This window comes from Lysobacter sp. Hz25, from assembly GCF_046097045.1.
GTDB classification, from domain to species: domain Bacteria; phylum Pseudomonadota; class Gammaproteobacteria; order Xanthomonadales; family Xanthomonadaceae; genus Lysobacter; species Lysobacter antibioticus_B.
The window spans coordinates 3891275-3915545 of sequence record NZ_CP175666.1 but is presented as its reverse complement, the minus strand read 5'-3'; the positions used below and the strand labels follow the sequence as shown (position 1 = coordinate 3915545).

The 24271-nt window shown below is 67.0% G+C and carries 17 protein-coding genes and 1 riboswitch; of the genes, 3 read left to right on the top strand and 14 right to left on the bottom strand.

Annotated features, from left to right (window positions below):
• Nucleotides 1-47 precede the first annotated feature (47 nt).
• From ACKN61_RS16050 to ACKN61_RS16015, 8 genes are all read right to left on the bottom strand, one after another.
• A complete protein-coding gene (locus ACKN61_RS16050) occupies nt 48-1145 on the bottom strand; it encodes a hypothetical protein (RefSeq protein WP_408950379.1) in 1098 nt (365 codons plus the stop codon).
• Entirely contained in the window at nt 1142-2473 is a 1332-nt protein-coding gene (locus ACKN61_RS16045; RefSeq protein ID WP_031372783.1) for a hypothetical protein, read from the bottom strand. The genes ACKN61_RS16050 and ACKN61_RS16045 overlap by 4 nt, the downstream gene beginning before the upstream one ends.
• Before the next feature lie 65 nt (nt 2474-2538).
• Complete coding sequence (locus ACKN61_RS16040) at nt 2539-3129, bottom strand: acyltransferase (protein ID WP_408950378.1); 591 nt, start codon at nt 3127-3129, stop codon at nt 2539-2541.
• On the bottom strand, nt 3126-4415 hold the full coding sequence (locus ACKN61_RS16035; protein ID WP_408950377.1) for an oligosaccharide flippase family protein: 1290 nt from the start codon (nt 4413-4415) through the stop codon (nt 3126-3128). Before ACKN61_RS16035 ends, ACKN61_RS16040 begins: the two co-directional genes overlap by 4 nt.
• A 40-nt stretch (nt 4416-4455) precedes the next feature.
• The gene (wecC, locus tag ACKN61_RS16030) at nt 4456-5712 is read right to left on the bottom strand and encodes a UDP-N-acetyl-D-mannosamine dehydrogenase (RefSeq protein WP_408950376.1); all 1257 of its coding nucleotides are present in this window, start codon (nt 5710-5712) and stop codon (nt 4456-4458) included.
• Nucleotides 5713-5884: 172 nt separating this feature from the next.
• The gene (gene wecB, locus ACKN61_RS16025; protein ID WP_408950375.1) at nt 5885-8146 is read right to left on the bottom strand and encodes a non-hydrolyzing UDP-N-acetylglucosamine 2-epimerase; all 2262 of its coding nucleotides are present in this window, start codon (nt 8144-8146) and stop codon (nt 5885-5887) included.
• Nucleotides 8147-9243: 1097 nt separating this feature from the next.
• A complete protein-coding gene (locus tag ACKN61_RS16020) occupies nt 9244-11469 on the bottom strand; it encodes a polysaccharide biosynthesis tyrosine autokinase (RefSeq protein ID WP_408950374.1) in 2226 nt (741 codons plus the stop codon).
• A 36-nt stretch (nt 11470-11505) separates the two neighbouring features.
• The gene (locus tag ACKN61_RS16015; RefSeq protein WP_031372789.1) at nt 11506-11940 is read right to left on the bottom strand and encodes a low molecular weight protein-tyrosine-phosphatase; all 435 of its coding nucleotides are present in this window, start codon (nt 11938-11940) and stop codon (nt 11506-11508) included.
• A 1049-nt stretch (nt 11941-12989) separates the two neighbouring features.
• Here ACKN61_RS16015 and ACKN61_RS16010 point away from each other — a divergent pair.
• The 3 genes from ACKN61_RS16010 (at nt 12990) to ACKN61_RS16000 (ending at nt 17441) form a co-directional block, all read left to right on the top strand.
• Nucleotides 12990-14096: a polysaccharide biosynthesis/export family protein gene (locus ACKN61_RS16010; protein WP_408950373.1), complete on the top strand. Its 1107-nt coding sequence runs from the start codon at nt 12990-12992 to the stop codon at nt 14094-14096.
• Nucleotides 14097-14295: 199 nt separating this feature from the next.
• Nucleotides 14296-15051, top strand: a complete 756-nt coding sequence (locus tag ACKN61_RS16005) for a capsule biosynthesis GfcC family protein (protein ID WP_408950372.1) — start codon at nt 14296-14298, stop codon at nt 15049-15051.
• A gap of 146 nt (nt 15052-15197) precedes the next feature.
• Nucleotides 15198-17441, top strand: a complete 2244-nt coding sequence (locus ACKN61_RS16000) for a YjbH domain-containing protein (protein WP_408950371.1) — start codon at nt 15198-15200, stop codon at nt 17439-17441.
• 48 nt (nt 17442-17489) lie between these two features.
• Here ACKN61_RS16000 and ACKN61_RS15995 read toward each other — a convergent pair whose 3' ends face one another.
• The 6 genes from ACKN61_RS15995 to ACKN61_RS15970 are packed head-to-tail and all read right to left on the bottom strand — an operon-like array spanning nt 17490 to nt 23724.
• Entirely contained in the window at nt 17490-18161 is a 672-nt protein-coding gene (locus ACKN61_RS15995; RefSeq protein WP_408950370.1) for an epoxyqueuosine reductase QueH, read from the bottom strand.
• Nucleotides 18158-19048: a 3-hydroxyisobutyrate dehydrogenase gene (gene mmsB / locus ACKN61_RS15990; RefSeq protein ID WP_408950369.1), complete on the bottom strand. Its 891-nt coding sequence runs from the start codon at nt 19046-19048 to the stop codon at nt 18158-18160. Before mmsB ends, ACKN61_RS15995 begins: the two co-directional genes overlap by 4 nt.
• Nucleotides 19045-20217: an enoyl-CoA hydratase/isomerase family protein gene (locus tag ACKN61_RS15985; protein ID WP_408950368.1), complete on the bottom strand. Its 1173-nt coding sequence runs from the start codon at nt 20215-20217 to the stop codon at nt 19045-19047. The genes mmsB and ACKN61_RS15985 overlap by 4 nt, the downstream gene beginning before the upstream one ends.
• Entirely contained in the window at nt 20214-21023 is an 810-nt protein-coding gene (locus ACKN61_RS15980) for an enoyl-CoA hydratase (RefSeq protein ID WP_408950367.1), read from the bottom strand. The genes ACKN61_RS15985 and ACKN61_RS15980 overlap by 4 nt, the downstream gene beginning before the upstream one ends.
• On the bottom strand, nt 21020-22198 hold the full coding sequence (locus ACKN61_RS15975) for an acyl-CoA dehydrogenase family protein (RefSeq protein ID WP_408953842.1): 1179 nt from the start codon (nt 22196-22198) through the stop codon (nt 21020-21022). The genes ACKN61_RS15980 and ACKN61_RS15975 overlap by 4 nt, the downstream gene beginning before the upstream one ends.
• An 11-nt stretch (nt 22199-22209) precedes the next feature.
• The gene (locus tag ACKN61_RS15970) at nt 22210-23724 is read right to left on the bottom strand and encodes a CoA-acylating methylmalonate-semialdehyde dehydrogenase (protein ID WP_408953841.1); all 1515 of its coding nucleotides are present in this window, start codon (nt 23722-23724) and stop codon (nt 22210-22212) included.
• 137 nt (nt 23725-23861) lie between these two features.
• A riboswitch (cobalamin riboswitch) is annotated at nt 23862-24083 on the bottom strand.
• Nucleotides 24084-24271 lie beyond the last annotated feature (188 nt).

Genomic DNA, 24271 nt, shown 5'->3' with positions numbered 1-24271 from the left:
GCCGGCTCAGTGACGCAGGCAGATCAGCTGGGGTTCGCGCGGAAGACTCATGGCTGCAGGCTCGCGCATTCGGCGATCACCCGCGCCATCGCCGTGTCCCAGGCTTCGTAGCGCAGGGTGCGCAGGCCGGCGCGGCGCTGTTCGAGCAGGGCCGGCGTCTCGGCGATGCGCAGCAACTGCTCGCTGAGCTGGCGGCTGTCGCCGTAGTCGCACAGGAAACAGGCCTGGGAGTCTTCGAACGGCTGCGAGGTGCTCAGGCCGGGGTTGGTGAAGAACGGAATCTCCAGCGCGGCGCAATCGAACCACTTGTTCGGCTCGGCCAGGCGGTTGATCTCCAGCGAGGGGTCGTAGAAGGCCAGCACCACGTCGGCGCTGAGCAACAGCGCCAGCGCGTCCTCGTTGCTGACGATGCCGCGGTAATGCGGCCCGAGCAGTTCGGCCAGGCGCTTGGCGTCGTCGCCGAGCAGACGTCCGGCGGCGACGAACTCGATGCGGCCGGCGGTTTGCTCGACCGCTTCGCGCATCATGGTCGCGCCGCGTTCGGGCGAGATCAGGCCGCTGATCAGCACGCGCAGACGGCCGCTCTTCGGCGGCAGTTCGGCGGCGAGGCTGCGCGCACGCTCGATCACGTCGGTGTGCGGGGTGTTGCGGACGATGCGGATATTGGCGGCGTCGCCGTCGACCGCGCGCGAGGCGCCCGGCAGCACGTGCAGGGAAGCGCGGCGGCCGACGAAACCTTCGACCCATTCGATGACCCGCTTGACCGGCTTCGGCCAGGCGTAGCTCTTGGACAGCTTGTCGCGGTCGAGGAAGACGTATTGGCAGCGGCGCACCGAGGCTACCAGGGCGCAGGGCAGAGCGGCGTCCAGGCGCGAGCAGAAATAAATGCCGGCGCGCGGCTGCACGAACACCCGCAAGGTCAGCCAGGCGACCCACAGGGCGTAGCCGAGGGCATTGACCGCGCCGCCGCCCCAGGAGCCGAAGCTCAGCAGCACCTTCACCCGCGGCAGTTCGGCGGCCTGCTTGTCGCGGCTCCAGATCCAGAACTCGTAGGGGATCGACGCGCTTTCGAGCACCTTCGACAGCTTGCTCAAATACGGATTCTTCAGGTACGGGTTGCCCTGGCCGAGAATGATCGCGTTCATGCCGTCACCAGCCTGGAGCGGATCGGCCGGTTGCCGAGGTAACTCACCACGAACAGCAGCAACACGGTGATGAAATAACGGCTCCAGCCGCCGAGCAGTTCCATATACAGAAATCCAATCGAGAACATGAAGATCGAGAAGCTGTAGATCACCACCCCGACCGGGGTGACCGTGCGCATCCGCGAATAGGCGTTGCGTATCAAGGCCAGGCAGATGCCGTTGGCCGCGCCGAACAGGATCAGGCCGAGCATGCCGAAGTTCATGTAGCCCTCGGTCGGCAGGCCCGTGGTGTAGGAGGTCAGCTTTTCGCCGTCGAGGGTGTAGCTGCCGGGATAGATCATGTTGCGGAACGCCGGGCCGCCGCCGAAGGGCTTATCGGGCCAGATCGCGCGCGGCACCGGGTTGACCGCGGCGGCGAACAGGGTCTCGCCCCACAGCGGATGCCAGGCGTAATCGTGCTGGGCGAGCCAGATCAGGTTTTCGCTGTTGCCGAAGGCGCCGTTCAAACCGTACACGAGCAGCTCGGTCGGGTCCTGGCCGCTGAGTGCGGACGGGCCGGCGCTGTCGAGGGTGGTGCGGATCTTGGCCCAGGCCGAGAACCCCAGTGCCAGCGCCAGCATCACCGGCAACAGCATCAGCGCCTTGCGCAGGCGCCCGGGGAACATCGACAGCGAGGCGAACAGGATGATCGCGATCAGGCTGAAGACGAAGTTGCGATTGCCCATCGCCACGAACGCCACGGCGATCACCAGCACCGTGGCCGAGATCGCGATCAGCCGCCACAGCGCCGGGCTGCGGCCGCGCTCTTTCTTTTCGGCCAGATAATTGGTGACCAGGATCGCGCCGTAGCAGATCGCGGCGAAGGCCAGCACTACCGCCGGGCCGAGGCCGCGCCGGATCACGATGCGGTCGCGCATGTAGTCGGCGAGGTCGTGGCTGGCGATGGTGCGCGCCAGGTACAGCACCGCCGCCATCGCCGGAATGCCGACCAGCACCAGCACGCGGCGGCGTTCGCGCGCGGTCAGGCTGCGCACCTTGGGCAGCGACGGCGTCGAGAACCCGCCCATCGCCAGGTAACCGCCGATGCCGGAGATGCAGAACATCACCGACAGCATCAGTGCCATGGCCTTGGCGTCCGTCGAGTAGTAGAACGGGTAGGACTGGATGCCGCGCAGTTCCTTCACCCACGGCATGAAGCCGTAGATGAAGGCCATGCCGAGCAGGAAGGCGTAGATCGGCTTGACGAACATACGGTCCATCCGCCCGCCGACGCGCAGGAACGTCACCAGGGTCAGGCTCGTGAAGAAGATGAAATAGAGAATCGCCAAGACGACGCCGTGATTGATCCGTCAGTGCTGCGGTGGAGGGAGGGGGCTGAAAGAAGGGACCGGGCTCAGTGCGCGTTGCCGCGGTTGCGCCAGGAGCTCGGTTCGGGTTCGGGGTGCGGATGGGCGGTCTCGCGCACCGCGCTCGGCAACAGATGCGGGTGGGTCTTGGCGAGATAGTCGGTGACCGAGCCGACCACCTGGGCCGGGCTGCCCATGACGATGCTCAGCGGGGCGATCTTGCCGCGCACCACGCTGCCGGCGGCGACGATGCAGCCGGCGCCGATATCGGCGCCCGGCATGATGATCGAGCCGGTGCCGATGAAGCTGAAACGGCCGATGCGCACCGGCTTGATGCGTATCTCGGGTTTGTCGAAGCGGATGCCGAGTTCCTTGGCCACGGTGTTGATCGCCGCGTCGTGGGTCAGGATGCGCACGTTGCTGGAGATGGTGCAGCCCTCGCCGAGGGTGATCAGCGAATAATCGGTGCCGTCGAACCAGATCTTGGCCGACAGGTAGTTCGGCATGCCCTCGATGTGCGCGCCTTCCGAACGCAGGAACCAGGTGAACAAGCGCGTCACCAGACCGGGCTTGATGAACCAGCCGATGCGGATGATCGACAGCACGACGGATTTCTTGAGCAGGCGCGATACGTTCATTGGGGGCTTCCAGGCAGCGCTTTGCGGAACTCGCCGCGATTGCACAATGCGAAGGTCAACAACTGGGCGGTGGTGGCGACGACGTAGGCGATCGCCAGGCCGGTGGCGCCGCCGTGCAGGCGCAGGGCCAGCACGCTGGCGCCGAGCAGGGCGGCCGAGAACACCGCATTGCCGGCGAACAGCACGCCGGGCCGGCCGTCGGCGGTGGCCTTGCGCATCAGGATGGTGGTCGGCGCCATCGCCACGGTCGACAGCAACAGCCATTGCAGCGGCACGATCGCGCCGGCGTAGGCCGGGGCGAAGCGATGGATCAAGGGCGGCGCGGCCACTGCGACCAGGCCGGCGACGGCGGCGGTGACCGTGACCAGCAGCAGGATCGAGTGACGCAAGGCGGTGTTGGCCTCGTGCTTGTCGCCGCGCGCCAGCGCCGCCGCCAGCAGCGGCAGGGTGGCGTTGGCGACCACGCCCATGCCGAACATCAGGATCGAACGCGCCTGGTTGCCGAGCGAGAAATTGCCGAGGCTGGTGGCGCCGCCGACGCTGCTCGACAGCATCACCATCGACAGCCAGATGCTCGGCATGGTCAACAGGCCCGACACCGACGAGGGCAGGCCGAGTTTCCACAGCACGGTCCAGTCGCCGCGCTCGGTGCTGCGCAGCGACAGGCGGTGGCCCTGCTCGCGCCGGTAGCGGCGCAGCGCATGTTCCTGACCGAGCACGATCACGATCTGCGCGGCGATGTAGCCGTAGATCGCCCAGGCGATGTCGCGCCGCAACGCGGCCAGCACGATCGCCAGGAACACCAGCGGCGCGCTGAGCAGATTGGCCAGCGCCTGTTCCTTGACCTTGTGCAAAGCCAGGGCGACGCCGTTCTGGATCGCGGTGAGGAAGCCGGTCAGCACCAACAGCGCCGAGGCGGCGTACACCGCGACCAGGTCGTTCGATCCGCCGACCTTGACCGCCAGCGGGTACGACAGGGCGAGCAACAAGGCCGCGAACAGCAGCGAGGCGAACAGCGCCGAACCGTAGGACACGGTCAGCGCCGTGGCGATGCGGCGCGGATCGGTAGCCGCGGCCTCGGCGACGATCTTGGTCGCCATCTGCCCCAGGCTCAACGCGCAGAAGGTGGTGAACAACAGCGCGGTGGTCTGGATCAGGGTGAACTGACCGAACGCGGTGGGGCCCAGCGAATGCGCGGTGAACAGGATGCCGGCGAACACCGCGCCGCGCGAAGCCATGGCGCTCAACGCCGACAGGCTGGCCGTGGTGATCAGTCGCCGCATCATCGTGGTCGTGGTCGTGTCCGGGTCGAGCGCCTTGCGGCGCTCAGGTCCAGATGCCCTTGGTGTCGATGATCTTCAGGTGCGCCGGCATCGACAGCTCCTTGAAGGGCTTGTGATCGACCAGCAACACCGCGATGTCGGCTTGCGCGCTCGCGGTCGGCAAGTCCACCAGGATCACGTTCGGCGAGTTGAGCTTGTCCGGCAGCACCGAGATGTGCGGCTCGACCGCGAGCACGCGGCCCGGGTGGCGGTTGGCCAGTTCGATGGCGATGTCGAGCGCCGGGCTTTCGCGCAGGTCGTCGATGTCCGGCTTGAAGGCCAGGCCGAACACGGCGATGGTCAGGTCCTTGCCTTGCTTGCCGTCGGCCCGCGCCTGCTCGATCGCTTCCTCGACCTTGTTCATGACCCAGGCCGGCTTGCCGTTGTTGACCTCGCGCGCGGTGCGGATCAGGCGCGCTTCTTCCGGTGCGCTGTCGACGATGAACCACGGATCGACCGCGATGCAGTGGCCGCCGACGCCGGGGCCCGGCTGCAGGATGTTGACGCGCGGATGGCGGTTGGCCAGGCGCACCAGGTCCCAGACGTTGATGGCGAGCTTGTCGCAGATGATCGACAGCTCGTTGGCGAAGGCGATGTTGACGTCGCGGAAGGCGTTCTCGGTGAGCTTGCACATCTCCGCGGTGCGAGCGTTGGTGACTACGCATTCGCCGCGCACGAAGCTCTTGTAGAGCTCGCAGGCGCGTTCCGAACAACGCGGGGTCATGCCGCCGATGACGCGGTCGTTCTCGATCAGCTCGCGCATGACGTGACCCGGCAACACGCGCTCGGGGCAGTAGGCGACGTTGACGTCGGCCTGCTCGCCGGCCTGCTGCGGGAAGCTCAGGTCCGGGCGCGCGGCGGCGAGCCAGTCGGCCAGGCGCTCGGTGGCGCCGACCGGCGAGGTCGATTCCAGCACCACCAGGTCGCCCTTCTTGAGCACCGGCGCCAGCGCCTTGCCGGCGGCTTCGATGTAGGCCAGGTCGGGCTCGTGGTCGCCCTTGAACGGCGTCGGCACGGCGATCAGGAAGGCGTCGGCGGGTTCGGGCTGGGTCGAGGCGCGCAGGAAGCCGCCGGTGACCGCCGCGCGCACGGCGACGTCGAGTTCCGGTTCGACGATGTGGATTTCGCCCCGGTTGATGGTATCGACGGCATGGCGGTTGATGTCGATGCCGATCACCTTTTTACGCGCTGCGGCGAACGCGGCGGCGGTGGGCAATCCAATGTAGCCAAGGCCGATGACCGAGACGGTTTCGAAACTCATGAAAGACTCCGTTGAGTGCCCGCGGGGGAGGGCGTTGCTGCTCGATTAAGAGACGTTGCGAAGAGGGGCCGTACGAGCGGGAAAATACGAATGCACAGCGGAGGCGGACGGGCCGCCTCCGGTGCGCATGCGGCGCGCAGGCGCAAGCCCGCGGCGCCTGCGGATGCCGACGTCAGGCCGCCAATTGCGAGGCCGTGGTCTTGAGGCCGGCCAAGGCTTCGACGATGCGCTGGCAGGCCTTGCCGTCGCCGTAGGGGTTATGGGCGATGCTCATGGCCTGATACGCGGCGGGATCGTCGAGCAGGGCGGTGATGCCGTCGGCGATCGCCTTGCGGTCGGTGCCGACCAGCTTGACCGTGCCTGCGCCGACCGCTTCCGGACGCTCGGTGGTGTCGCGCATGACCAGCACCGGCTTGCCGAGCGACGGCGCTTCTTCCTGGATGCCGCCCGAGTCGGTCAGGATGATGTGGGCCGCGTTCATCAGATACACGAACGGCAGGTAGTCCAGCGGCTCGATCAGATGGATCTGCGGCATGTCGCTGAGCAGGCGGTTGACCGGCTCGCGCACCTGCGGGTTGAGGTGTACCGGATAGACGATGTCGACGTCCGGATGGCGCAAGGCGATGTCGCGCAGGGCGTGGCAGATGCGCTCGAAACCGCCGCCGAAGCTTTCGCGGCGATGGCCGGTGACCAGCACCACGCGGCGCTCCGGGCGCAGGAACGAGAACTGCGCCGACAACTCGGCGCGCAGCGCCGGCGTCCGCTCGATGCGCTGCACCACTTGCTTGAGCGCATCGATCACGGTGTTGCCGGTGATCTCGATGCGGTCGGTCGGAATGCCTTCGGCGCGCAGATTATCGCTCGACGACTCGGTCGGCGCGAAATGGATCGCGGCGAGGGCGCCGGTGAGCTTGCGGTTGGCTTCTTCCGGCCACGGCGAGTACAGATTGCCGGTGCGCAGGCCGGCTTCGACGTGGGCGACCGGAATCTGCTGGTAATACGCCGCCAGGGTGGTGGCCATGGTGGTCGAGGTGTCGCCGTGCACCAGCACCACGTCGGGCTTGAGCTCCGACAGCACCCGCTTCATGCCGGTCAGGATCGCGGTGGTGACGTCGGTCAGGTCCTGGCCCGGCTTCATGATCGCCAGGTCGTAATCGGGTTGGATGTCGAACAGAGTCAACACCTGGTCGAGCATCTGCCGGTGCTGGCCGGTCACGCACACGCGCGCCTCGAAGCGCGGGTCGCCGGCGAGCAGCAAGGCCAGCGGCGCCATCTTGATCGCTTCCGGGCGCGTGCCGAATACGCACAAGGTCTTGATGCGGTAGGCCGACTGCGGCATCGCCGCGGTCGAGGCCATCGCCGGCAGGGTCGCGGCGTCGTCGCCGAACAACTCGTTGCGGCCGAAGCTCAAGGTCGTGGCTTCGGCGAGCGCGGGAGCCGTTGCGGTCTCGCCCTCGGGCTGCCAGGCCGAGGCCGGCTGCGGTTTCCAGCCGTGGGTGGTCGCGGTGGTGTAGCCGCCCAGCAGGCCGAAGAACAGCAGCAGATTCAGGCCGAGCCCGGCCCCGCGCAGCGAGTACCCCAGCGCGGTCAGGACGCAGGCCGCAGCGATCAGGATCAGCAGGGTCGCGCGCGGCGAGCGGCCGGAATCGAGCAGCATGTAGTGCAGGTGCTGGCGATCGGGCTTGAACGGCGAACGCCCCTGGCGCACGCGGCGGTACATCACCGCCAAGGTGTCGATCACCGGCAGGGCCACGCACCACAGCACGGCGGCGGCGTGGATGCGCGGGGCGCCGCGCTGGTTCATGTAGATCAGGCTCCAGGCGAGCACGTAGCCCAGCAGCATGCTGCCGGCGTCGCCCATGAAGATCTTGCGCCCGCGCCAGCCGCCGAGGTTGACGAACAGATAGGGAATCAAGGCCGCGAACAGCACCGGCAACAAGGGCAGGGCGCCTTGCGAGAGCAGGCCGGCGCGGTCGAACAGCAGGATCGCGGCGATGCTGACCAGGGCCAGGCTGCCGGCCAGACCGTCGATACCGTCGAGCATGTTGAAGGCGTTGATCAGGCCGACCACGCCGATCACGGTCAGCGGAATGCCGAGCAGACCGAGGCGGATCGGGCCGGTGCCGAAGACGTTGCCGACGTCGTTGAGGTAGAGGCCGCTGCCGGTGATCATCAGGCCCGTCGCCAGCACCTGCACGAACAGGCGAGAGCGCACGCTGAGGTCCTTGGCGTCGTCGATCGCGCCGACCACCACGATCAGCGCGGCGCTGCCGAGCAGCGAGAGCGCATAGCGGTCGGCCAGGCCGAGATAGACCGCGCCGGCGAGCAGACCGGCGAAGAAACACAGGCCGCCGATGACCGGGATATGCCCCTGATGCCGCTTGCGCGCATTGGGCCGGTCGACCAGGCCTATGTGTTCGGCCAGAGGATGCATCGCGTACATCGCGACACAGGTGACGAATAGCGCGAGGGCGCACGCTATCGCAAATTTTTCATCCAGCATGACGATGAGTCCGGGGGTAGTCTTCGTTGACCTGGCCGACAATCGCCGCCCCCCACGGTGATCGTCCCTTTGGCGTTTCTAGTTGTTCTTGCGGTTGTTCGCGGTGCGTCGGCCGATCGATGCCGGTCGATTCGAATAATGGTTTTCAAAAACAAAAGTGGAATGACTGATCGACATGTCCGGCGGCCGTGGGTGCAGATGCGCTGTGCATCGCATGTCGCTGGGATCGTCTGCCTGCGGCAGCGTCCGTTTGCATGCGTGCTCGTGCGCGACTGCTTGCCTGTGTACTACACGGTGAGCTGCATACGTGCGCCTAGGTTGCCATTTCGAGTTCAGGAAATACTGTGAATCTGTAAGGGCTTTCACGGTGACGCCGTCCCAAGCAACGCGAATCCGATGTTTCGTTCATTTGTCGTTCGCATTCGCGGCAAGTGAGCGAGCGTGATTCTGTTCTGGGTCGTGCTTCGCATGCGAACTGCGATGCGCGGTTACGCATTGCTTATGTCTTGCGTAAAAACATCCAATGGTCAGAAAGTGTCCATGCGCTGCCGTCGCTTTTCGTATCGTCGTTTTCCTCGGAAAAAGCGCCTTTTTTCGGATCCGGCAACTGGGTTTCGCGGTGGCCGGCGACGCCGGCTCCGATGTCCCGTCGCCGCAGTCGGTCGGCTGTCCGCGTGCGCTCCGTGCGCTAGCCGCTGCGATGATTCATTCGGCGATACCGCAGCGCCGACAGGCTGCTCCGCTTGCATGACGCTGCAATGTCATCGCCGCGGCGAATGAGCGGAAACGTTCGCCCTGCATCGAACCGCGCCGCCTCTGCGACTGTGCCGCAGCCGTCGGCGGTTCCAAATGGCGCTTTTGCATAAGCGAAAGCGCGTCGTGCATATGTACGTCGATCGAGTTCCGTTCTCGATCCGGTTCGCATCGCGCTTGCGACGACATCCGCAGAACCCGATCGCATCGAGCGCGGATCGGTGCATCCACGGCGTTCGCTGCGCACGGATCCTGCCGGCGCAGCGACGCGCGGATCAGCGCTCGGGGACCGGTTGGTATTCGTAACCGTAGGCGTAGGTGCTGTCATGGCGCTTCTCTACCGCGTTGAGAATGGCGCCTCTGAGCTCGATACCGTTCTGCTCGAAGCGCTGCTTGGCGAGCGCCAGTTCCTTGGCGGAATTGAAGCCGAAACGCGCGACCAGCAGGCTGGTGCCGGCGTAGCGGCCGATGATCGCCGCGTCGGTCACCGCCAGGATCGGCGGGGTGTCGATGACTACCAGGTCGTAGCGTTGCGACACCGTGTTCAACAGCGTGGCGAAGTTCGGGTGCATCAACAGCTCGGATGGATTCGGCGGTACCTGTCCGCGCGGAATGAAGTCCAGCCCGGGGATGGTCGAATGGCGCGTCGCGCCGGCGACGTCGACGCGGCCGACCAGCAGATCGGACAAACCGTTCTGGTTGGTGTGGCCCATGACCCGATGCAGGGTGCCGCGGCGCAGGTCGGCGTCGATCAGCAGCACGCGCTGGCCGCCCTGGCTGATGACGGTGGCCAGGTTGGTCGAGACGAAGGTCTTGCCGGCGCTCGGGCCCGAGCCGCAGATCATCAGGATGTTGTTCTTGGCCTCCATCATGGCGAAATGCAGGCCGGTGCGCAGGCTGCGCATGGCCTCGATCGCCAGATCGTTGGGCGCATCCAGCGACAACAGGTGCGGCTTGTCGTGGCGCTTGCCGTTGCTGCGCAACTGCTTGCCGAGGCTTTCGTGGTCGCGCTGGTACTGGCTCATCGGAATCGAGGCGTAGACCGGCAGGCCCAGCTGTTCGATTTCCTTGGCCTCCTCGACGCCGCGGTTGAGCATCTGCCGCACCAGCACCCAGCCGATCGCCGCGAACGCGCCGAGGAAGGTGCCGATCAGCACCAACTGCAGGCGTTTGGGCTTGACCGGCTCATTGACGTCGACCACCGAGGGGTCGATGACGCGAGCGTTGCCGACCGTGCCGGCGCGCGCGATGTCGAGCTGCTGGGCCTGGTTGAGCAGGTTGGTGTAGGTCTGGGTGCTGACCTGCATGTCGCGGGTCAGGCGCAGCAGTTCCTGCTGGGTCTCGGGCAGGCCGCCGATGCGGTCGCTGAGTTCCTTCTTGCGCGCCTCGATTTCGCCGAGCTGTTCCAGCAGCGCCCGGTAGGCCGGGTGCTTGGGGGTGTAGCGGCGGCTGACTTCGGCCTGCTGCATCTTCAATTGCGAGATGCTGTTGTCGAGGGCGACGATCTGGTCGAGGTAGGACTTGGTCTCGACGGTGATGTCGACGGTATGCGCCTGCGACTGATAGGCGTTGAGCGCCTGCTCGGCCTTCTCCAGGTCGCGGCGCACGTTCGGCAACTGGCCCTTGACGAATTCCAGGCTGTTGGCGGCTTCGGCGGAATTGCGTTCGACGTTCTGGCGGGTGTACTGGCGGGTGATCGCGTCCAGGGTCGCGGCGGCCTGGGCCGGGTCGCCGAGCAGATAGCTCAGCTGGATGATGCCGGAGTCCTTGGCGCGCTCGGTCGCGGTCAGGTTCTTCTGCAGGGCGGTGATGATCGCCAGGCTGGGCAGCTTGACCAGGTCGAAGCGCATGCCCGGGTTGGCCGCCATCTCCTTGATCTGCAGCTTGACGCCGCCGCCCGCGGCGGGCTCGCCGACCTTGCCGGTCAGCAGCAGGGTGTCGTCTTCGTCGTATAAGCGGTACGCGCCGCCGTTGTCGGCGACCAAGGTCAGCGGCAGGCCGAGCAGTTCCTTGGAGACGTCGAACTGGAACACGTCGAGACGCTCGCCGCCCCAGCCGTAGCTGCTCAGGCCGAACCACGGCGAAGCGACTTCGCCCGGCGTCGACGGGCTGAAACCACGCGACAGCACGCCGCCGATCAGCGGGAACTGCCTGGGTTCGACCTGCACGTCGAGCTTGAGGTCTTGCACTGCCTTGCCGACCACTGCGCGCGAGGTCAACAGCGCGATCTCGGTGACCGCCTGCGGCGCCGAATCGGTCAGCACCTGCGAGACCGCATTGAGGCCGGGCAGGGTGGGGGTATTGGATTCGACCTGGATCATCGCGTTGGCCTGATAGACAGGCGCGGCGAGCAGGGCATAGGCGACGCTGAGGGCGAAGCCGGCCGCGGTGACGCTGGCGATCAGCCACTTGTGGTCGATAAGCGTGCCGAGTAGCGCGGCCAGATCGATCTCATCGTTATCGTCCTGAGACGGACCAGGAGCCGCGGATGTTTTCGACATTGGGGTGAGACCTGCTGAAAAGTGGATCGTGCTATGTCAAAGACGGGCCGCCCAGCTACTCACCCCTGAGTTGATCAGCTGATAGGCCTGTTCGAAAGCGCTGCGCGGTTTCCGGTACGGGTCCGGAACCGCGGTGTCGTCCTGCCATTTGCCCAGCAGGTAGGTTTTGCCACGTGCGTGCGGCGCCAATTGCAGCACCGCGTCTAGGTGTTTGCGCTCCATCGCCAGGATCAGGTCGGCCGAGTCGATCATGGCGCGATCGATCTGCCGCGCAACGTGCGACTCGCCGTTCAAGCCGTGCTCGTTGAGCAGGACTTGCGCGGTGGCGTCGATCGGATGGCCGACCACCGCGGCCAGGCCCGCCGACTCGACGACGATGTTCTTGCCTTGCAGGCGGTGCCGCAGTAGTACTTCAGCGGTCGGACTTCGGCAGATGTTGCCGATGCAGACCATCAAAACCCGGTTGAACACGTGCGGTAGGTCTCACCTTGGATGGGGCATCGGAACGGCCCGGGAAAGTTTCGACCTCGCGTGCGCGATGCCGGCGGCTGCAGAATCTCAGAGCCCGAGGGTGCGATCGTTCGGGCCTTTCGTCCGGCTCCGTGCCGTCGGCGACTCGATGCACGCAACATGTTGCAGTGCGCCGAAAGTGACGGTGCGGAATGTAAGAGCTGATTCTTGCAGGGTCAACACGAAGCAGGCCCGCGACTTCAAAGACGTGACGCGAGTCACTTGGCGATTGCGTGCGCGCGGAACGAATTCGCTCGCAATACGGTGTTTTAACGGAATATTTTGACGGATTTGGATTTATCCGCATTGCGTTATCCGCATTGCGTTGCCTTGGATACGCCATCGTCGACGATTGTCGAAGCCGCTCGTCGGCGATGCCATACGTACGCAACGCGCATTGCATCGGCGATGGAGGATCGGCGATGCGGTCACGTATCGCAACGCGAAACTTAAGCCTTCGCTGAACATCGCCGGCGCGATATGGCGTATGCGCAGGGCGCGCAAGGCCTTGCTGCGCGCGTTGCGGCCGCTTCGCGCCGTATCGCGCGCTCGCGAAAAACGTGATCAGGTACCGTTTGCCCGAATGCGCGTGAACGGCGAGGGGCCAATCGCCGCGCGCTGTCGCTATACTTCGGGCAGGGGACTGCACTGCTAACGATCGTATCCGCTAGGAGCCCACGTCTCATGAAGTACCTCGCCCTTGTTGCCGCAGGCCACCGCGCCGCTCCACCCGACCGCGCCCCTGGCTTCGCCTTCCGCAACGCATTGGGCCGCGCCGGATCGCCCGGGCCCTTCGTCCGCCGCAGCGCTGCAGCCCGAACCGGGTGCGCGTGCCGGCGGCCATCGCGTTAACCGAGCCGGCAAGGTTCTCTGACGCGGCCACGTCGGCACCGGCCGACTCAACGACCTCCCCATCGACATCCATGAAGTCGGCCGTCCATCGACAGGCCGATGCACGAACCCGTCCGGCGCGCTACCCGCGCCCGCGACATCGAGAGACTGAACCGCATATGAGAAAGCTTTCTGGCTGGGTGGCGATCGCCGCCGCCGTCGTCGGACTCAACGGCTGCATGTTGGCCCCGGGCCAACACATGAGCCCGAAGCAGTTCGTGAGCGACGCGTCCCTCGACGAGGACCACGTCGAGATCGTGCCGATCACGCCGAAGCTGCTGGCAATGGACAAGGCCGAGGCGCCGGTGGCGGAAGTGCCGGCGGAATTGTTGGGCTACAAGCCCGAGCCTTACCGCATCGGCGCCGGCGACACGCTGTACATCACCATCTGGGACCACCCCGAACTGACTTCGCCGGCCGGCACCCAGCAGCAGACCGCCGCCAACGGCCGCATGGTCGGGCCCGACGGCACGCTGTTCTATCCTTATATCGGCTCCCTGCAGGCGCAGGGCAAGACCATCGACGAACTGCGCACCTTGATCACCGCGAAGATCGCCCAGGTGATCGAAAGCCCGCAGGTCGACGTCAGCATCATCGATTACGGCAGCCAGCGCGTGACCTTGCAGGGCGCGTTCGTGAAGACCGAGCGCCAGTCGATCACCGCCACGCCGCTGACCCTGTCGCAGGCCATCGGCAGCGCCACCATCGACCCCTTGCGCGCGGATCTGTCCGGCCTGGTGCTGACCCGCGCCGGCCAGCACTACCGCATCGATCTCGACGCGCTCAACCGCGGCAAGCAGATCGCGCCCGACATTTATCTGAGGGCCGGCGACCACATCTATCTGCCCTACAACGACCGCAAGGAAGTCTATGTGGTCGGCGAAGTGATCCGGCCGATGGCGATCAACTTCAAGACCAGCGACATGACCCTGTCGCAGGCGCTCGGACGCACCGGCGGCCTCAATCCGCTGACCGCCAAGGGCGATGCGGTCTACGTCATCCGCGGCGTCGAGGACATGCAGAAGCAGCCGGCCAAGATCTATCACCTCAGCGCCAAGTCGCCGGCGTCGTACGCCTTGGCCAGCCAGTTCACGGTGCGGGCCGGCGACGTGGTGTTCGTCGGGCCGGCCGGGGTGACGCGTTGGAACCGATTCGTCAACCAGTTGTTGCCGTTCTCCAACATCCTCAACAACTCCGCGAACACGCAGGACCTGCTCGAGCGCTGAGTCGGCAGGTCTGAGCAGTAAGGCGATCGAGCGGATGGGTAATCGCAGCACCAATGCAGGGCTCGTGGGCGGCCGATTCCTTCGGAGGCCTGCGTTCGCCCGTGCCTTGCTCTGCGCGCTCGCTGCGCGATTCGCGCTGACGACGCTGGTGTCGCTCGTCTTGTGCGGCGCTGCGGCCGGCGCGCAGACACGAGTCTCGGTGAGCGGTGCGGTCGAGCATCCCGGCGAGCAGGTGTATGCGGGTAAAGCGCGCCTGCGCGATGCCGTGCTGGCGGCGCGGGTGCGGCCGCAGGCCTATGTGGCCGGCGCGGCCTGGCTGCGTCCTGGCCTGGTCGAAGCGCAGCGCCGTTTCAAGACCGGCGTCCTGTTCGATCTGTCGCAAGTGATCGCCGAGGCGAGCGCGCGCAACGACGAGGGCCTGCTGGCGCTCGCCGAACGCATGAGCGCTGGCGTGCGGGCGATGCCGGCGACCGGACGTCGCATCGTCTCGCTCGATCCGAAAGCGCTGGAAAGCGAGCGTGCGAACAATGCGCCGCTCGCCGACGGCGACCGCCTGCACTATCCCGAACTGCCGAAGTCGCTTCGCATCGTCGGCGCGGTCGGCAAGGATTGCGTGCTGCCGTATGCGAGCTGGCGCGGCGTCCGCGACTATCTCGGCGATTGCCCGGCGACGGCCGAAGCCGACCGCGATTGGGTTTATCTGGTCCAAGCCGACGGAGGGGTCAGCGAGTACGGCATCGCCCTGTGGAATCGCGGCGAGCCTCTGCGCCTGGCGCCGGGCACGACGATCTATGTACCGATCGATGACCGGCGTGTGCGGCGGACCGCGCCCGACCTCAATCGCGAGTACGCCGAGTTCCTGGCCACTCAAGCCTTGCCCGAAGCGGGCAGGGAAGTGCCGCAGGCCGAAGCGGTCGCGGCCGATGCCGCCGCGGCCGATGCGAGGCCGTTCTGAATACCGGCCGACCGCCTCCGCGTCACAGCCAGATCGCGCTGCTGGTCGTCGCCACGCTGGCCGCGCGCTTCGCCCATGCCGGCGATCAGGCGCCGACCCAGGGCGACTTCGGTGGCGCCGGCCTGTGGCAGACGCCGACCGCGCGCATGGCCGACGAAGGCGAACTCGCGCTGTCGGTCAGCCGGGTCGAGCCGTATTCGCGCTACAACTTCACTGCCCAGCCCTTGTCGTGGCTGGAAGGCAGCTTCCGCTACACCCGTTTCGACAACGACGCCGCGCCGGTCGCGGACGGCGGCCGTTCGAACTCGGCCAAGGCCTTCGACGCCAAGATCCGCCTGAGCCGCGAGAGCCGCTACCTGCCGGAGGTGGCGGTCGGTGCGCGCGACATCGCCGGCAAGCGCTATTTCTCCAGCGAGTATGTGGTCGCCAACAAGCGCTTCGGCCCGGTCGACGCCAGCCTCGGCGTCGCCTGGGGCAACCTGGGCGCGCGCGGCAACCTGGCCAATCCCTTGTCGGCGCTCGACGATCGCTTCGATCATCGTCCTTCGCGCAGCGGTTTTTCCGACGCCCGCTATCAGTTCGATCGGCCGCGCTACTTTCATGGCCGCGCCGCGGTGTTCGGCGGCGTAGCCTATCGCCCGGCCGGCAAGCCCTGGGAAGTGAAAGTCGAATACGACGGCAACGACTACCGGCACGAGCCCGGGCCGCGCCGCATCAAGCAGAGTTCGCCCTTCAACGTCGGCGTGGTTTATCGCCCGAATCGCCATCTCGACCTGAGCCTGGGCCTGCAGCGCGGCAATACCGCCTCGTTCGCTTTGACCCTGCACACCAACGCGGCCCGCCTGGCCGAACCGATCAAGGCCAAGGACCCGCCGCCGGTCGCTCGTCGATACGACGATGCGCCGGCGATTCCGATGGCAACGAGTGTGGCGCCGGTGGCGGATTCGGCGGCACCGGTCGCATTGGAAGCCGCGCCCGCCGCGGCGGCGACTGTGATATTGCGAGCTTCGGGGACCTTGGTCGACGCAAGCCCCGTTTCGCCGTTGCCGCAAGCGGCAGCGTCTACGGGGCTTGCACCGCCGATCGCAGTCAGCGAACCCAGCGCAACGCCACTTGCCGGCTTGCCGCAGACTACGACGAGAGCGGCCTCAACGACGCAGACGTGGCCCGAGCCGGCCGCGCCCGAGCAGGTCGACTGGGAACAGGTCAGCCGCGAGCTGTACGACAACGCCGGCGTGAGGGTCAGCAAGATCTCGCGGCGCGGCAGCGAATTGTTCGTCACCGGCGAGCAGACCCGCTATCGGCATTCGGCGAAGGGGCTGGGCCGCACCGCTCGCATCCTCGATAACCAAGTCGATGGCTCGGTCGACTGGTACACCCTGGTCTCGACCCGCGCCGGCATGGAAGTGATCGAGACCAGCGTGCAGCGCGAACGCTTCGGCGAACTGCTCGATGGCGAGGCCGACCTCAAGACCTTCCGCCTCGGCGTCGAGCGCAACCGCCCGCAGGCGCGTCGCGAAGAGCTGCTGTATCGGGCGCCGCTGGACCGTTACGACGGCGGGTTCGGCCTCAGCGTCGGTCACGAACTCGGTGCGCCCGACACCGCCGCCCTGTACAAGATCGGTATGGCCTACGATGCCGACTACCGGTTCGCATCGAACCTGTGGTTGAGCGGCCGCATCGAGGCCCTGATCGCCGACAACTACGATCGCTACGACGGCGGCCCGGTCACGGCCTTGCCGCGCGTGCGCAGCGACGTGCGCGAGTACGTGACGTCCTCGCGCGTGACCATGCCGCAGCTGCAACTGACCGCAGCCGGCTCGCTGGGCGCGGATTGGTACGGCATGGCCTATGTCGGCATGCTCGAAAGCATGTACGGCGGCGCCGGCGCCGAGACCTTGTACCGGCCGTTCGGGCAGCGCTGGGCGATCGGCGCCGACGTCAACTGGGTGCGCCAGCGCAGTTTCGACCAGGATTTCTCGTTCCGCCGCTATCGCACCGTCACCGGGCATGTCAGCGCCTACATCGACACCGGCTACAAGGACATCAGCTTGAAGGTCAGTGCCGGGCGTTATCTGGCGCGCGACTGGGGCGCGACCGTGGACGTCTCGCGCCAGTTCAACAATGGCGTGCGCATGGGCGCCTATGCGACCTTCACTGAATACTCGCCGCGCCAGCCCGGCGACGGCGGTTTCGACCGCGGCCTGTATCTGTCGGTTCCGTTCGACCTGGCGCGGCAGCGTTCCAGCCGCAGCCGCGCCGATTTCGTCTGGTCGCCGGGCATCCGCGACAACGGCGCGCGCTTGAACAAGCGCTACGGCCTGTACTCGCTGACCGAGGATCGCGACCGCGCCAGCTTCTCCGGCAACCTGCACCGCATCGTCGAGTAAGCGGCGGAGCCGTTCGCAGCGGAACGGCCGGCACCCGGCGGCCGTGGCTCAATCGCCGGCGTCGTTGCCGTAATACATCAGCCCGATCTTGATGCGCTCGCGTCCCTGCGCATTGCGGTGGCGGTTGCTGTCGCGCAGCGAGTACACGCAGCCGCAGTATTCCTGCTGATAGAACTGCTCGCGCTTGCTGATCTCGATCATGCGCTGGCTGCCGCCGGCCTTGCGCCAGTTGTAGTCCCAGTAGACCAGGCCCTCGTACGGCGCGGCGGCGCGGTGGCCGCTGCCGTTGATCTGCTCCATGTTCTTCCAGCGCGAGATGCCGAGCGAACTGGCGATGACCGGAAAGCCGTGCTCGTGCGCATAAAGCGCGATGCGCTCGAAGCGCATGTCGAAGCACATGGTGCAGCGGATGCCGCGCTTGGGTTCGTTCTCCATGCCCTTGGCGCGGGCGAACCAACGCTCGGTGTCGTAGTCCGCATCGACGAAGGGCACGCCGTGCTTCTGTGCGAAGCGGATGTTCTCTTCCTTGCGCAGCTCGTACTCCTTGAGCGAATGGATGTTCGGGTTGTAGAAGAACACCGTGTAGTCGATCTGCGACTCGACGAAGGCTTCCATCAACTCGCCCGAGCACGGCGCGCAGCACGAGTGCAGCAACAGCCTGCCGCCGTCGCCGGGCAGGCGCAGCCGCTCGCGGCCCGGGCTCAGCGCCGCTGCGCTCACAGGTCTTTCGCCACCAGCTTGACGACACTGGAGAAATCCAGGCCGCCGTGGCCGGCGCGGCTGTTCATCGCGTACAGATTGCGCGCGAGTTCGCCGAGCGGGATCGAGGCGCCGGTGCTCATCGCCGCTTCCGCGGCCAGGCCAAGGTCCTTGAGCATGAGATCGTTGCCGAAGCCGCCGCTGTAGCCGCGCGAGGCCGGCGCATTCTCGAGCACGCCCGGCCAGGGGTTGCAGACTTCCGTCGCCCAACTGCGGCTGGTGCTGACCGCCATCATCTGCGAGAGCACCTTCGGGTCGAGCCCGTGGGCGCTGCCGAGCGCCAGCGCTTCGCCGGTCGCGGCCATGATCACGCCGAGCGCCATGTTGTTGCACAGCTTGGCGACCTGGCCGGCGCCGCTGGCGCCGACGTGGAAGATGTTCTTGCCCATGGCCTGCAACAGCGGACGCGCGCGATCCAGCGCCGAGGCTTCGCCGCCGACGATGAAGGTCAGGCTGCCGGCGGCGGCGCCGACGGTACCGCCGGACACCGGCGCATCGATCATCTGCAGGCCGCGCGCCGTCGCGGCCGCGGCGACTTTCTGCGCCGAGGCCGGGGCGATGGTGCTGCAATCGATCACCAACGCGCCCGCCGGCATCTGCGCGAGCAGGCCGGCATCGCCGAGGTAGAGGCCTTCGACGTGCCGGCTCGCCGGCAGCATCGAGACCACCACTTCGGCATCGACCACGGCATCGGCCGCGTCGATGGCGGCATGGGCGCCGGCCACGACCGCGCCGGCGACGAGGGCCGGTGCGAGATCGAACACGCGCAGGCTGTGGCCGGCCTTGAGCAGGTTGGCGGCCATCGGACCGCCCATGTTGCCCAGGCCGATGAATGCGATGCGGCTCATGCGGTGGTCTCCGTGAGGGCGCCCAGGTCGGCGAGTGGGTGCGCCTGCACCGGCCAGGGGGCGGTGAAGAAGGTTTCGGCCCAGGCCGGCGTGGCTTCGGCCAGGTTGGCGGGGTTCCAGCGCGGACTGCGGTCTTTGTCGATCAACAGGGCGCGGATGCCCTCGGCGAAATCGCCGTGCGCGGCGCAATGCAGGGATGCGGTGTATTCGAGACGAAAGGTGTCGGCGAGCGACAGCCCGGCGGCGCGGCGCTGCAACTCGTAACCGAGCCGGGCCGAGCCGGGCGCGCCGGCGGCGAGGGTCTTGCGCGCGTTCTGCAGCCAGGCGTCGTCGCTGTCGAGCGCGGCGATCGCTTCGACTAACGCGGGCAGATCGTCGTGCGCGCAGGCTGCGGCGATGGCGGCCGCGTGTTGCTGCAAGGGGCCGGGTGGAGCGGGTTCGGCGCAACCCTTCAGTACCGCGCTGAGCCGGCGCGCATCGTCGCCGTCGTCGGCCCAGTTCACCGCGGCGAGTGCGGCGTACACCGTTTCGCGTTGCGCTTCCGGCAGATAGTGATCGGCGAGGCCGGCATGGATCGCATCGCCGGCGTTGAGCGGGGCGCCGGTCAAGGCCAGGAACAAGCCCGCGCGTTGCGGCACCCGGTTTAACAGCCAACTGCCGCCGACGTCCGGGTACAGGCCGACGGTGATTTCCGGAAACGCCAGCTTCGAGCGCTCGCTGACCACGCGGTGGCTGGCGCCGGCCATCAGGCCGATGCCGCCGCCCATGACGATGCCATGGCCCCAGCACAGCAATGGTTTGGGGTAGGTGTGGATGCGGTGGTCGAGCCGGTACTCGGTCTCGAAGAACTCGCGCGCGTGGACGTTGTCGCGGATGTCGCGGCTGCCGCTGGCGCGATGCTCCAGCATGCCGCGATACAGCCCGTGCAGGTCGCCGCCGGCGCAGAAGGCTTTCTCGCCCGCGCCTTGCAGCACGACCACGGCGACGGCTTCGTCCTGCGCCCAGGCCAGCAACTGCGCATCGAGCAGTTCGGCCATGGTCAGCGACAGACCGTTCAAGGTCGCCGCTGCGTTCAGGGTGGCGAAGCCGATCCGGCGCCCGTTGGCGGCGACGCGTTCCTCGAACAGGACCGGCGCGGCGACTGCTTCGTTTTCGAGCACGGCGTTCATGCGTTCTTCCACTGCGGCGCGCGCTTTTCCAGGAAGGCGAGCACGCCCTCGGTCTGATCGGCGCTGTCGAACAGATCGACGAAGGCCTCGCGCTCGCGCACCAGGGCGGTGTCGTGGCTCTGGCTGCGGGTGGCCTGGATCAGGGCCTTGCAAGCGGCGACGCTGGTCGGGCTCTGCTTCTCGGCCTGCTTGGCCCACTGCAGTGCGCGCGCCTTGGCTTCGCCCTTGCCGACGACCTCTTCGACCAGGCCGATGCGCAGGGCGGTGGCGGCGTCGACGCGTTCGCCGAGCAGCATCATCCGCTTGGCCCAGCCTTCGCCGACCAGACGCGGCAGGTGCTGGGTGCCGCCGGCGCAGGGCAGCAGGCCGACGGTGGCTTCGGGCAGGGCCAGTTGGGCCTGCTCCTCGACGATACGCAGATCGCAGGCGAGGGCGCATTCCAGCCCTCCGCCCATGGCGTAGCCGTTGATCGCGGCGATCGACACGCCGCGGAACGCGCTGAGGGTTTCGAAGGCTTCGCCGAAGCGGCGTGCGGCCTCGCGCGCCAAGGCCTTGTCGCCGTCGGCGAACTGCTTCAGGTCGGCGCCGGCGCAGAAGAATTTCTCGCCTTCGCCGGTGACGACCAGGGCGTAGACCTCGCGGTCGGCATCGAGGTCGCGCACCAGCTCGCGCAAGGCGGCGAGGCTGTCGCGGGTCCAGGTGTTGGCCGGGGGATTGCTCAGGGTGACGACGGCGGTGTGGCCGTCGATGTCGAGCTTCAGTCCGTCATAGACCTTTCCGGTGTGCTGCTTGTCGGCACGGCTCATCGCAATTCCTCTTCGGTGTTCAGCAGATGGCGCGCAATGATCACGCGCATGATTTCGTTGGTGCCTTCCAGGATCTGGTGCACCCGGCAGTCGCGCAGCAGCCGCTCGATCGGGTACTCGCGCATGTAGCCGTAGCCGCCGTGGATTTGCAGGGCCTCGTTGCAGATGGCGAAGCCGGCATCGGTGGCGAAGCGCTTGGCCATCGCGCACCAGACGATGGCGTCGGCGCTGCCGGCATCGAGCTTGCGCGCCGCGGTATGCACCATCTGCCGCGCCGCGACCAGTTGCGTGGCCATGTCGGCGAGCTTGAACTGCAGCGCCTGGAACTCGGCGAGCGGTTTACCGAACTGGCGCCGTTCGCCGAGGTAACGACGTGCGGCGTCGAGTGCGCCCTGGGCGGCGCCGAGCGAGCACGCGGCGATGTTGAGGCGGCCGCCATCGAGGCCCTTCATGGCGATCTTGAAACCGTCGCCTTCGCCGGCGAGCAGATGCGCGGCCGGCACCCGCACGTTGTCGAACACCACGCCGCGCGTGGGCTGGCTGTTCCAGCCGAGTTTTTCTTCCTTGCGCCCATAAGCGATGCCGGCGCTATCGGCCGGCACCGCGAAGGCGCTGATGCCGCGTGCGCCGTCGCCGCCGGTGCGCGCCATCACCACCAGCATGTCGGTGGCGCCCGCGCCGGATATGAAAGCCTTGGCGCCGTTGATCAGGTAATGATCGCCGTCGTGCTCGGCGCGGGTGCGCAGGGACGCGGCATCGGAGCCGGCCCCGGGTTCGGTCAGGCAGTACGACGCCAGGCATTCGCCGGAGGCCAACCGAGGCCCCCAGAGGTCGCGTACGGCGGGCGAGGCGTGCGCGGTCAGCATCCAGGTGGCCATGTTGTGGATGCTGATGAAGGCCGCCGTGGACGGATCGAGCGCGGCCAGTTCCTCGAACACGACCACCGCATCGAGCCGGGTCAGGCCCGAGCCGCCGGCGGCTTCGTCGACGTACAAGCCGCAGAACCCGAGCTCGCCGGCCTTGCCGATGGCCTCGCGCGGGAAGATGCCTTGCGCGTCCCAGTGCGCCGCGTGCGGCGCCAGTTCAGCCAGGGCGAAATCGCGCGCGGCCTCGCGGAAGGCGAGTTGGTCTTCGCCGAGCTGCGACGGCGGTGGACTGACCGCCTGCAGGTTCATGACGGCGGCCATCACTTCAGACTGATCGTGGTGTTGACGCCGTGGCCGAGCGTGTCGTCGTCGAACCAACGCGCGGTGACCGTCTTGGTCTGGGTGTAGAACATCACCACTTGCTTGCCGTAGGGGCCGAGGTCGCCGAGCTTGGAGGCGCGCGAGCCGGTGAACGAGAACAGCGGCACCGGCACCGGGATCGGCACGTTGATGCCGACCTGGCCGACGTCGATGTCTTCCTGGAAGCGGCGCGCGGCCGCGCCGGACTGGGTGAACAGAGCGGTGCCGTTGCCGTTGGGATTGGCGTTGATCAGCTCGATTGCGGCTTCCAGGGTGGCGGCGGCGAGCACGATCAGTACCGGGCCGAAGATCTCTTCGTCGTAGATGCGCATGCCGGGCTCGACCCCGGAGAAGATGGTCGGGCCGACGAAGTTGCCGCGCTCGAAACCCGGCACGGACGGCTTGCGGCCGTCGAGTTCGAGCCGTGCGCCTTGCTCGACGCCGGAGGCGATCAGGCTTTCGACGCGTTCGCGCGCGGCGCAGGAAATTACCGGGCCGACATCGGTGCCGGGCTCGGTGCCGGCATTGACCTTGAGCGTGCGCGCCTTGGCGACCAGCTCGGGGATCCAGGCCTGCGCTTCGCCGACCAGCACCGCGGTGGAGGCGGCCATGCAGCGTTGGCCGGCGGCGCCGAACGCGGCGCCGGCGAGGGCGTTGAGGGTTTGCTCCTTGTTGGCGTCGGGCAGCACCACCGCGTGATTCTTCGCGCCCATCATGCACTGCACGCGCTTGCCCGCCAGCGAAGCGCGGTGGTAGACATGGGTGCCGACCTTGGTCGAGCCGACGAAGGACACCGCCTTGATGTCGGGGTGGTCGCAGATCGCATTGACCACGTCTTCGCCGCCGTGGACGACGTTGAGCACGCCCTTGGGCACGCCAGCCTGCAGCGCCAGCTCGACCAGGCGCATCGTCACCAGCGGGTCCTGTTCGGACGGCTTGAGCACGAAGGTGTTGCCGGTGGCGATGGCCATCGGGAACATCCACAGCGGAATCATCGCCGGGAAGTTGAACGGGGTGATGCCGGCGCAGACGCCGAGCGGTTGCAACAGGGTGTAGGTGTCGACGCCGCCGGCGACGTTGTTGGCCAACTCGCCGAGTTGCAGGTTGCCGATCGCCGCTGCGTGCTCGACCACTTCCAGGCCGCGGAATACGTCGCCTTCGGCGTCGGCCAGGGTCTTGCCTTGTTCGGCGGTGAGGATCGCGGCGAGCTCGCCCATGTGCTCGCGGATCAGTTGCTGGTACTTGAGGAAGATGCGCGCGCGCGCGCCGATCGGGGTCTTGCGCCAGCTCTTGAAGGCCTGGTGCGCCGAACGTACCGCGGCGTCGACTTCGTCCGCGGTCGCGAACGGCACCCGCGCCAGCACCGCCTGCGTGGCGGGGTTGACGACATCGCGCCATTGTTCGGATCGGGATTCGACGAATGCGCCGTCGATCAGCAGCTTGACCGTCGCGACTTCGGTCGCGACGCGATTCATATCGTTCATTGTTTCGGCTCCGTGTCGCTCACCCGCGTGACGGGGATTGCGGAGCAAGACAAGTCGGTTCCACGCAACGGACATCGCGTCGAGCCAGCCCGTCCGGTTGCCCACCGCAACACCCGAGGACGACATCGCATGCGATGCCCGCCACTGGCCGGTCTCCGGGCTTGCGAGCGATGCGGAGCGATCCGCATCACCCCGACACCTTCCCGCGAGATCGCAGTGGTATTGAGTCGGGTGTTCTCGCCTACCGTTGCGGGGGCAGCGCCGGAATGGAGTCTGACGACTCGCACCGGCTTCCCGTTTCACCCTGCTCGCCGGTACGGCGGCAGGACACCTGTGGCCGGCGGAGTGTAGGCGCCGGATCGAAAGCGGACAAGCTGCGCTGCGCAAAGCTGCGCGCTCGTTCGCACGACGGCGTGGTCGGATTGATTCGAACGCCGCATTCATCTTGTTGCTGCGTGGATGTGTGACGACTCGGCACCACACCGCACTGCGGCGAATGGAATGCAGGGCGAGCAATGCGCGATGTTTACTTGCCCGC

Excerpts from the sequence above, each read along its gene's own strand:
- ACKN61_RS15975 (WP_408953842.1), bottom strand. The coding sequence starts at position 22,198 with ATGAACCTGCAGGCGGTCAGTCCACCGCCGTCGCAGCTCGGCGAAGAC.
- ACKN61_RS15970 (WP_408953841.1), bottom strand. The coding sequence starts at position 23,724 with ATGAATCGCGTCGCGACCGAAGTCGCGACGGTCAAGCTGCTGATCGAC.
- ACKN61_RS16035 (WP_408950377.1), bottom strand. The coding sequence starts at position 4,415 with ATGATGCGGCGACTGATCACCACGGCCAGCCTGTCGGCGTTGAGCGCC.
- ACKN61_RS16000 (WP_408950371.1), top strand. The coding sequence starts at position 15,198 with ATGGCCGACGAAGGCGAACTCGCGCTGTCGGTCAGCCGGGTCGAGCCG.
- wecB (WP_408950375.1), bottom strand. The coding sequence starts at position 8,146 with ATGCATCCTCTGGCCGAACACATAGGCCTGGTCGACCGGCCCAATGCG.
- ACKN61_RS16040 (WP_408950378.1), bottom strand. The coding sequence starts at position 3,129 with ATGAACGTATCGCGCCTGCTCAAGAAATCCGTCGTGCTGTCGATCATC.
- wecC (WP_408950376.1), bottom strand. The coding sequence starts at position 5,712 with ATGAGTTTCGAAACCGTCTCGGTCATCGGCCTTGGCTACATTGGATTG.
- mmsB (WP_408950369.1), bottom strand. The coding sequence starts at position 19,048 with ATGAGCCGCATCGCATTCATCGGCCTGGGCAACATGGGCGGTCCGATG.
- ACKN61_RS15980 (WP_408950367.1), bottom strand. The coding sequence starts at position 21,023 with ATGAGCCGTGCCGACAAGCAGCACACCGGAAAGGTCTATGACGGACTG.
- ACKN61_RS15985 (WP_408950368.1), bottom strand. The coding sequence starts at position 20,217 with ATGAACGCCGTGCTCGAAAACGAAGCAGTCGCCGCGCCGGTCCTGTTC.
- ACKN61_RS16010 (WP_408950373.1), top strand. The coding sequence starts at position 12,990 with ATGAGAAAGCTTTCTGGCTGGGTGGCGATCGCCGCCGCCGTCGTCGGA.
- ACKN61_RS16050 (WP_408950379.1), bottom strand. The coding sequence starts at position 1,145 with ATGAACGCGATCATTCTCGGCCAGGGCAACCCGTACCTGAAGAATCCG.
- ACKN61_RS16020 (WP_408950374.1), bottom strand. The coding sequence starts at position 11,469 with ATGTCGAAAACATCCGCGGCTCCTGGTCCGTCTCAGGACGATAACGAT.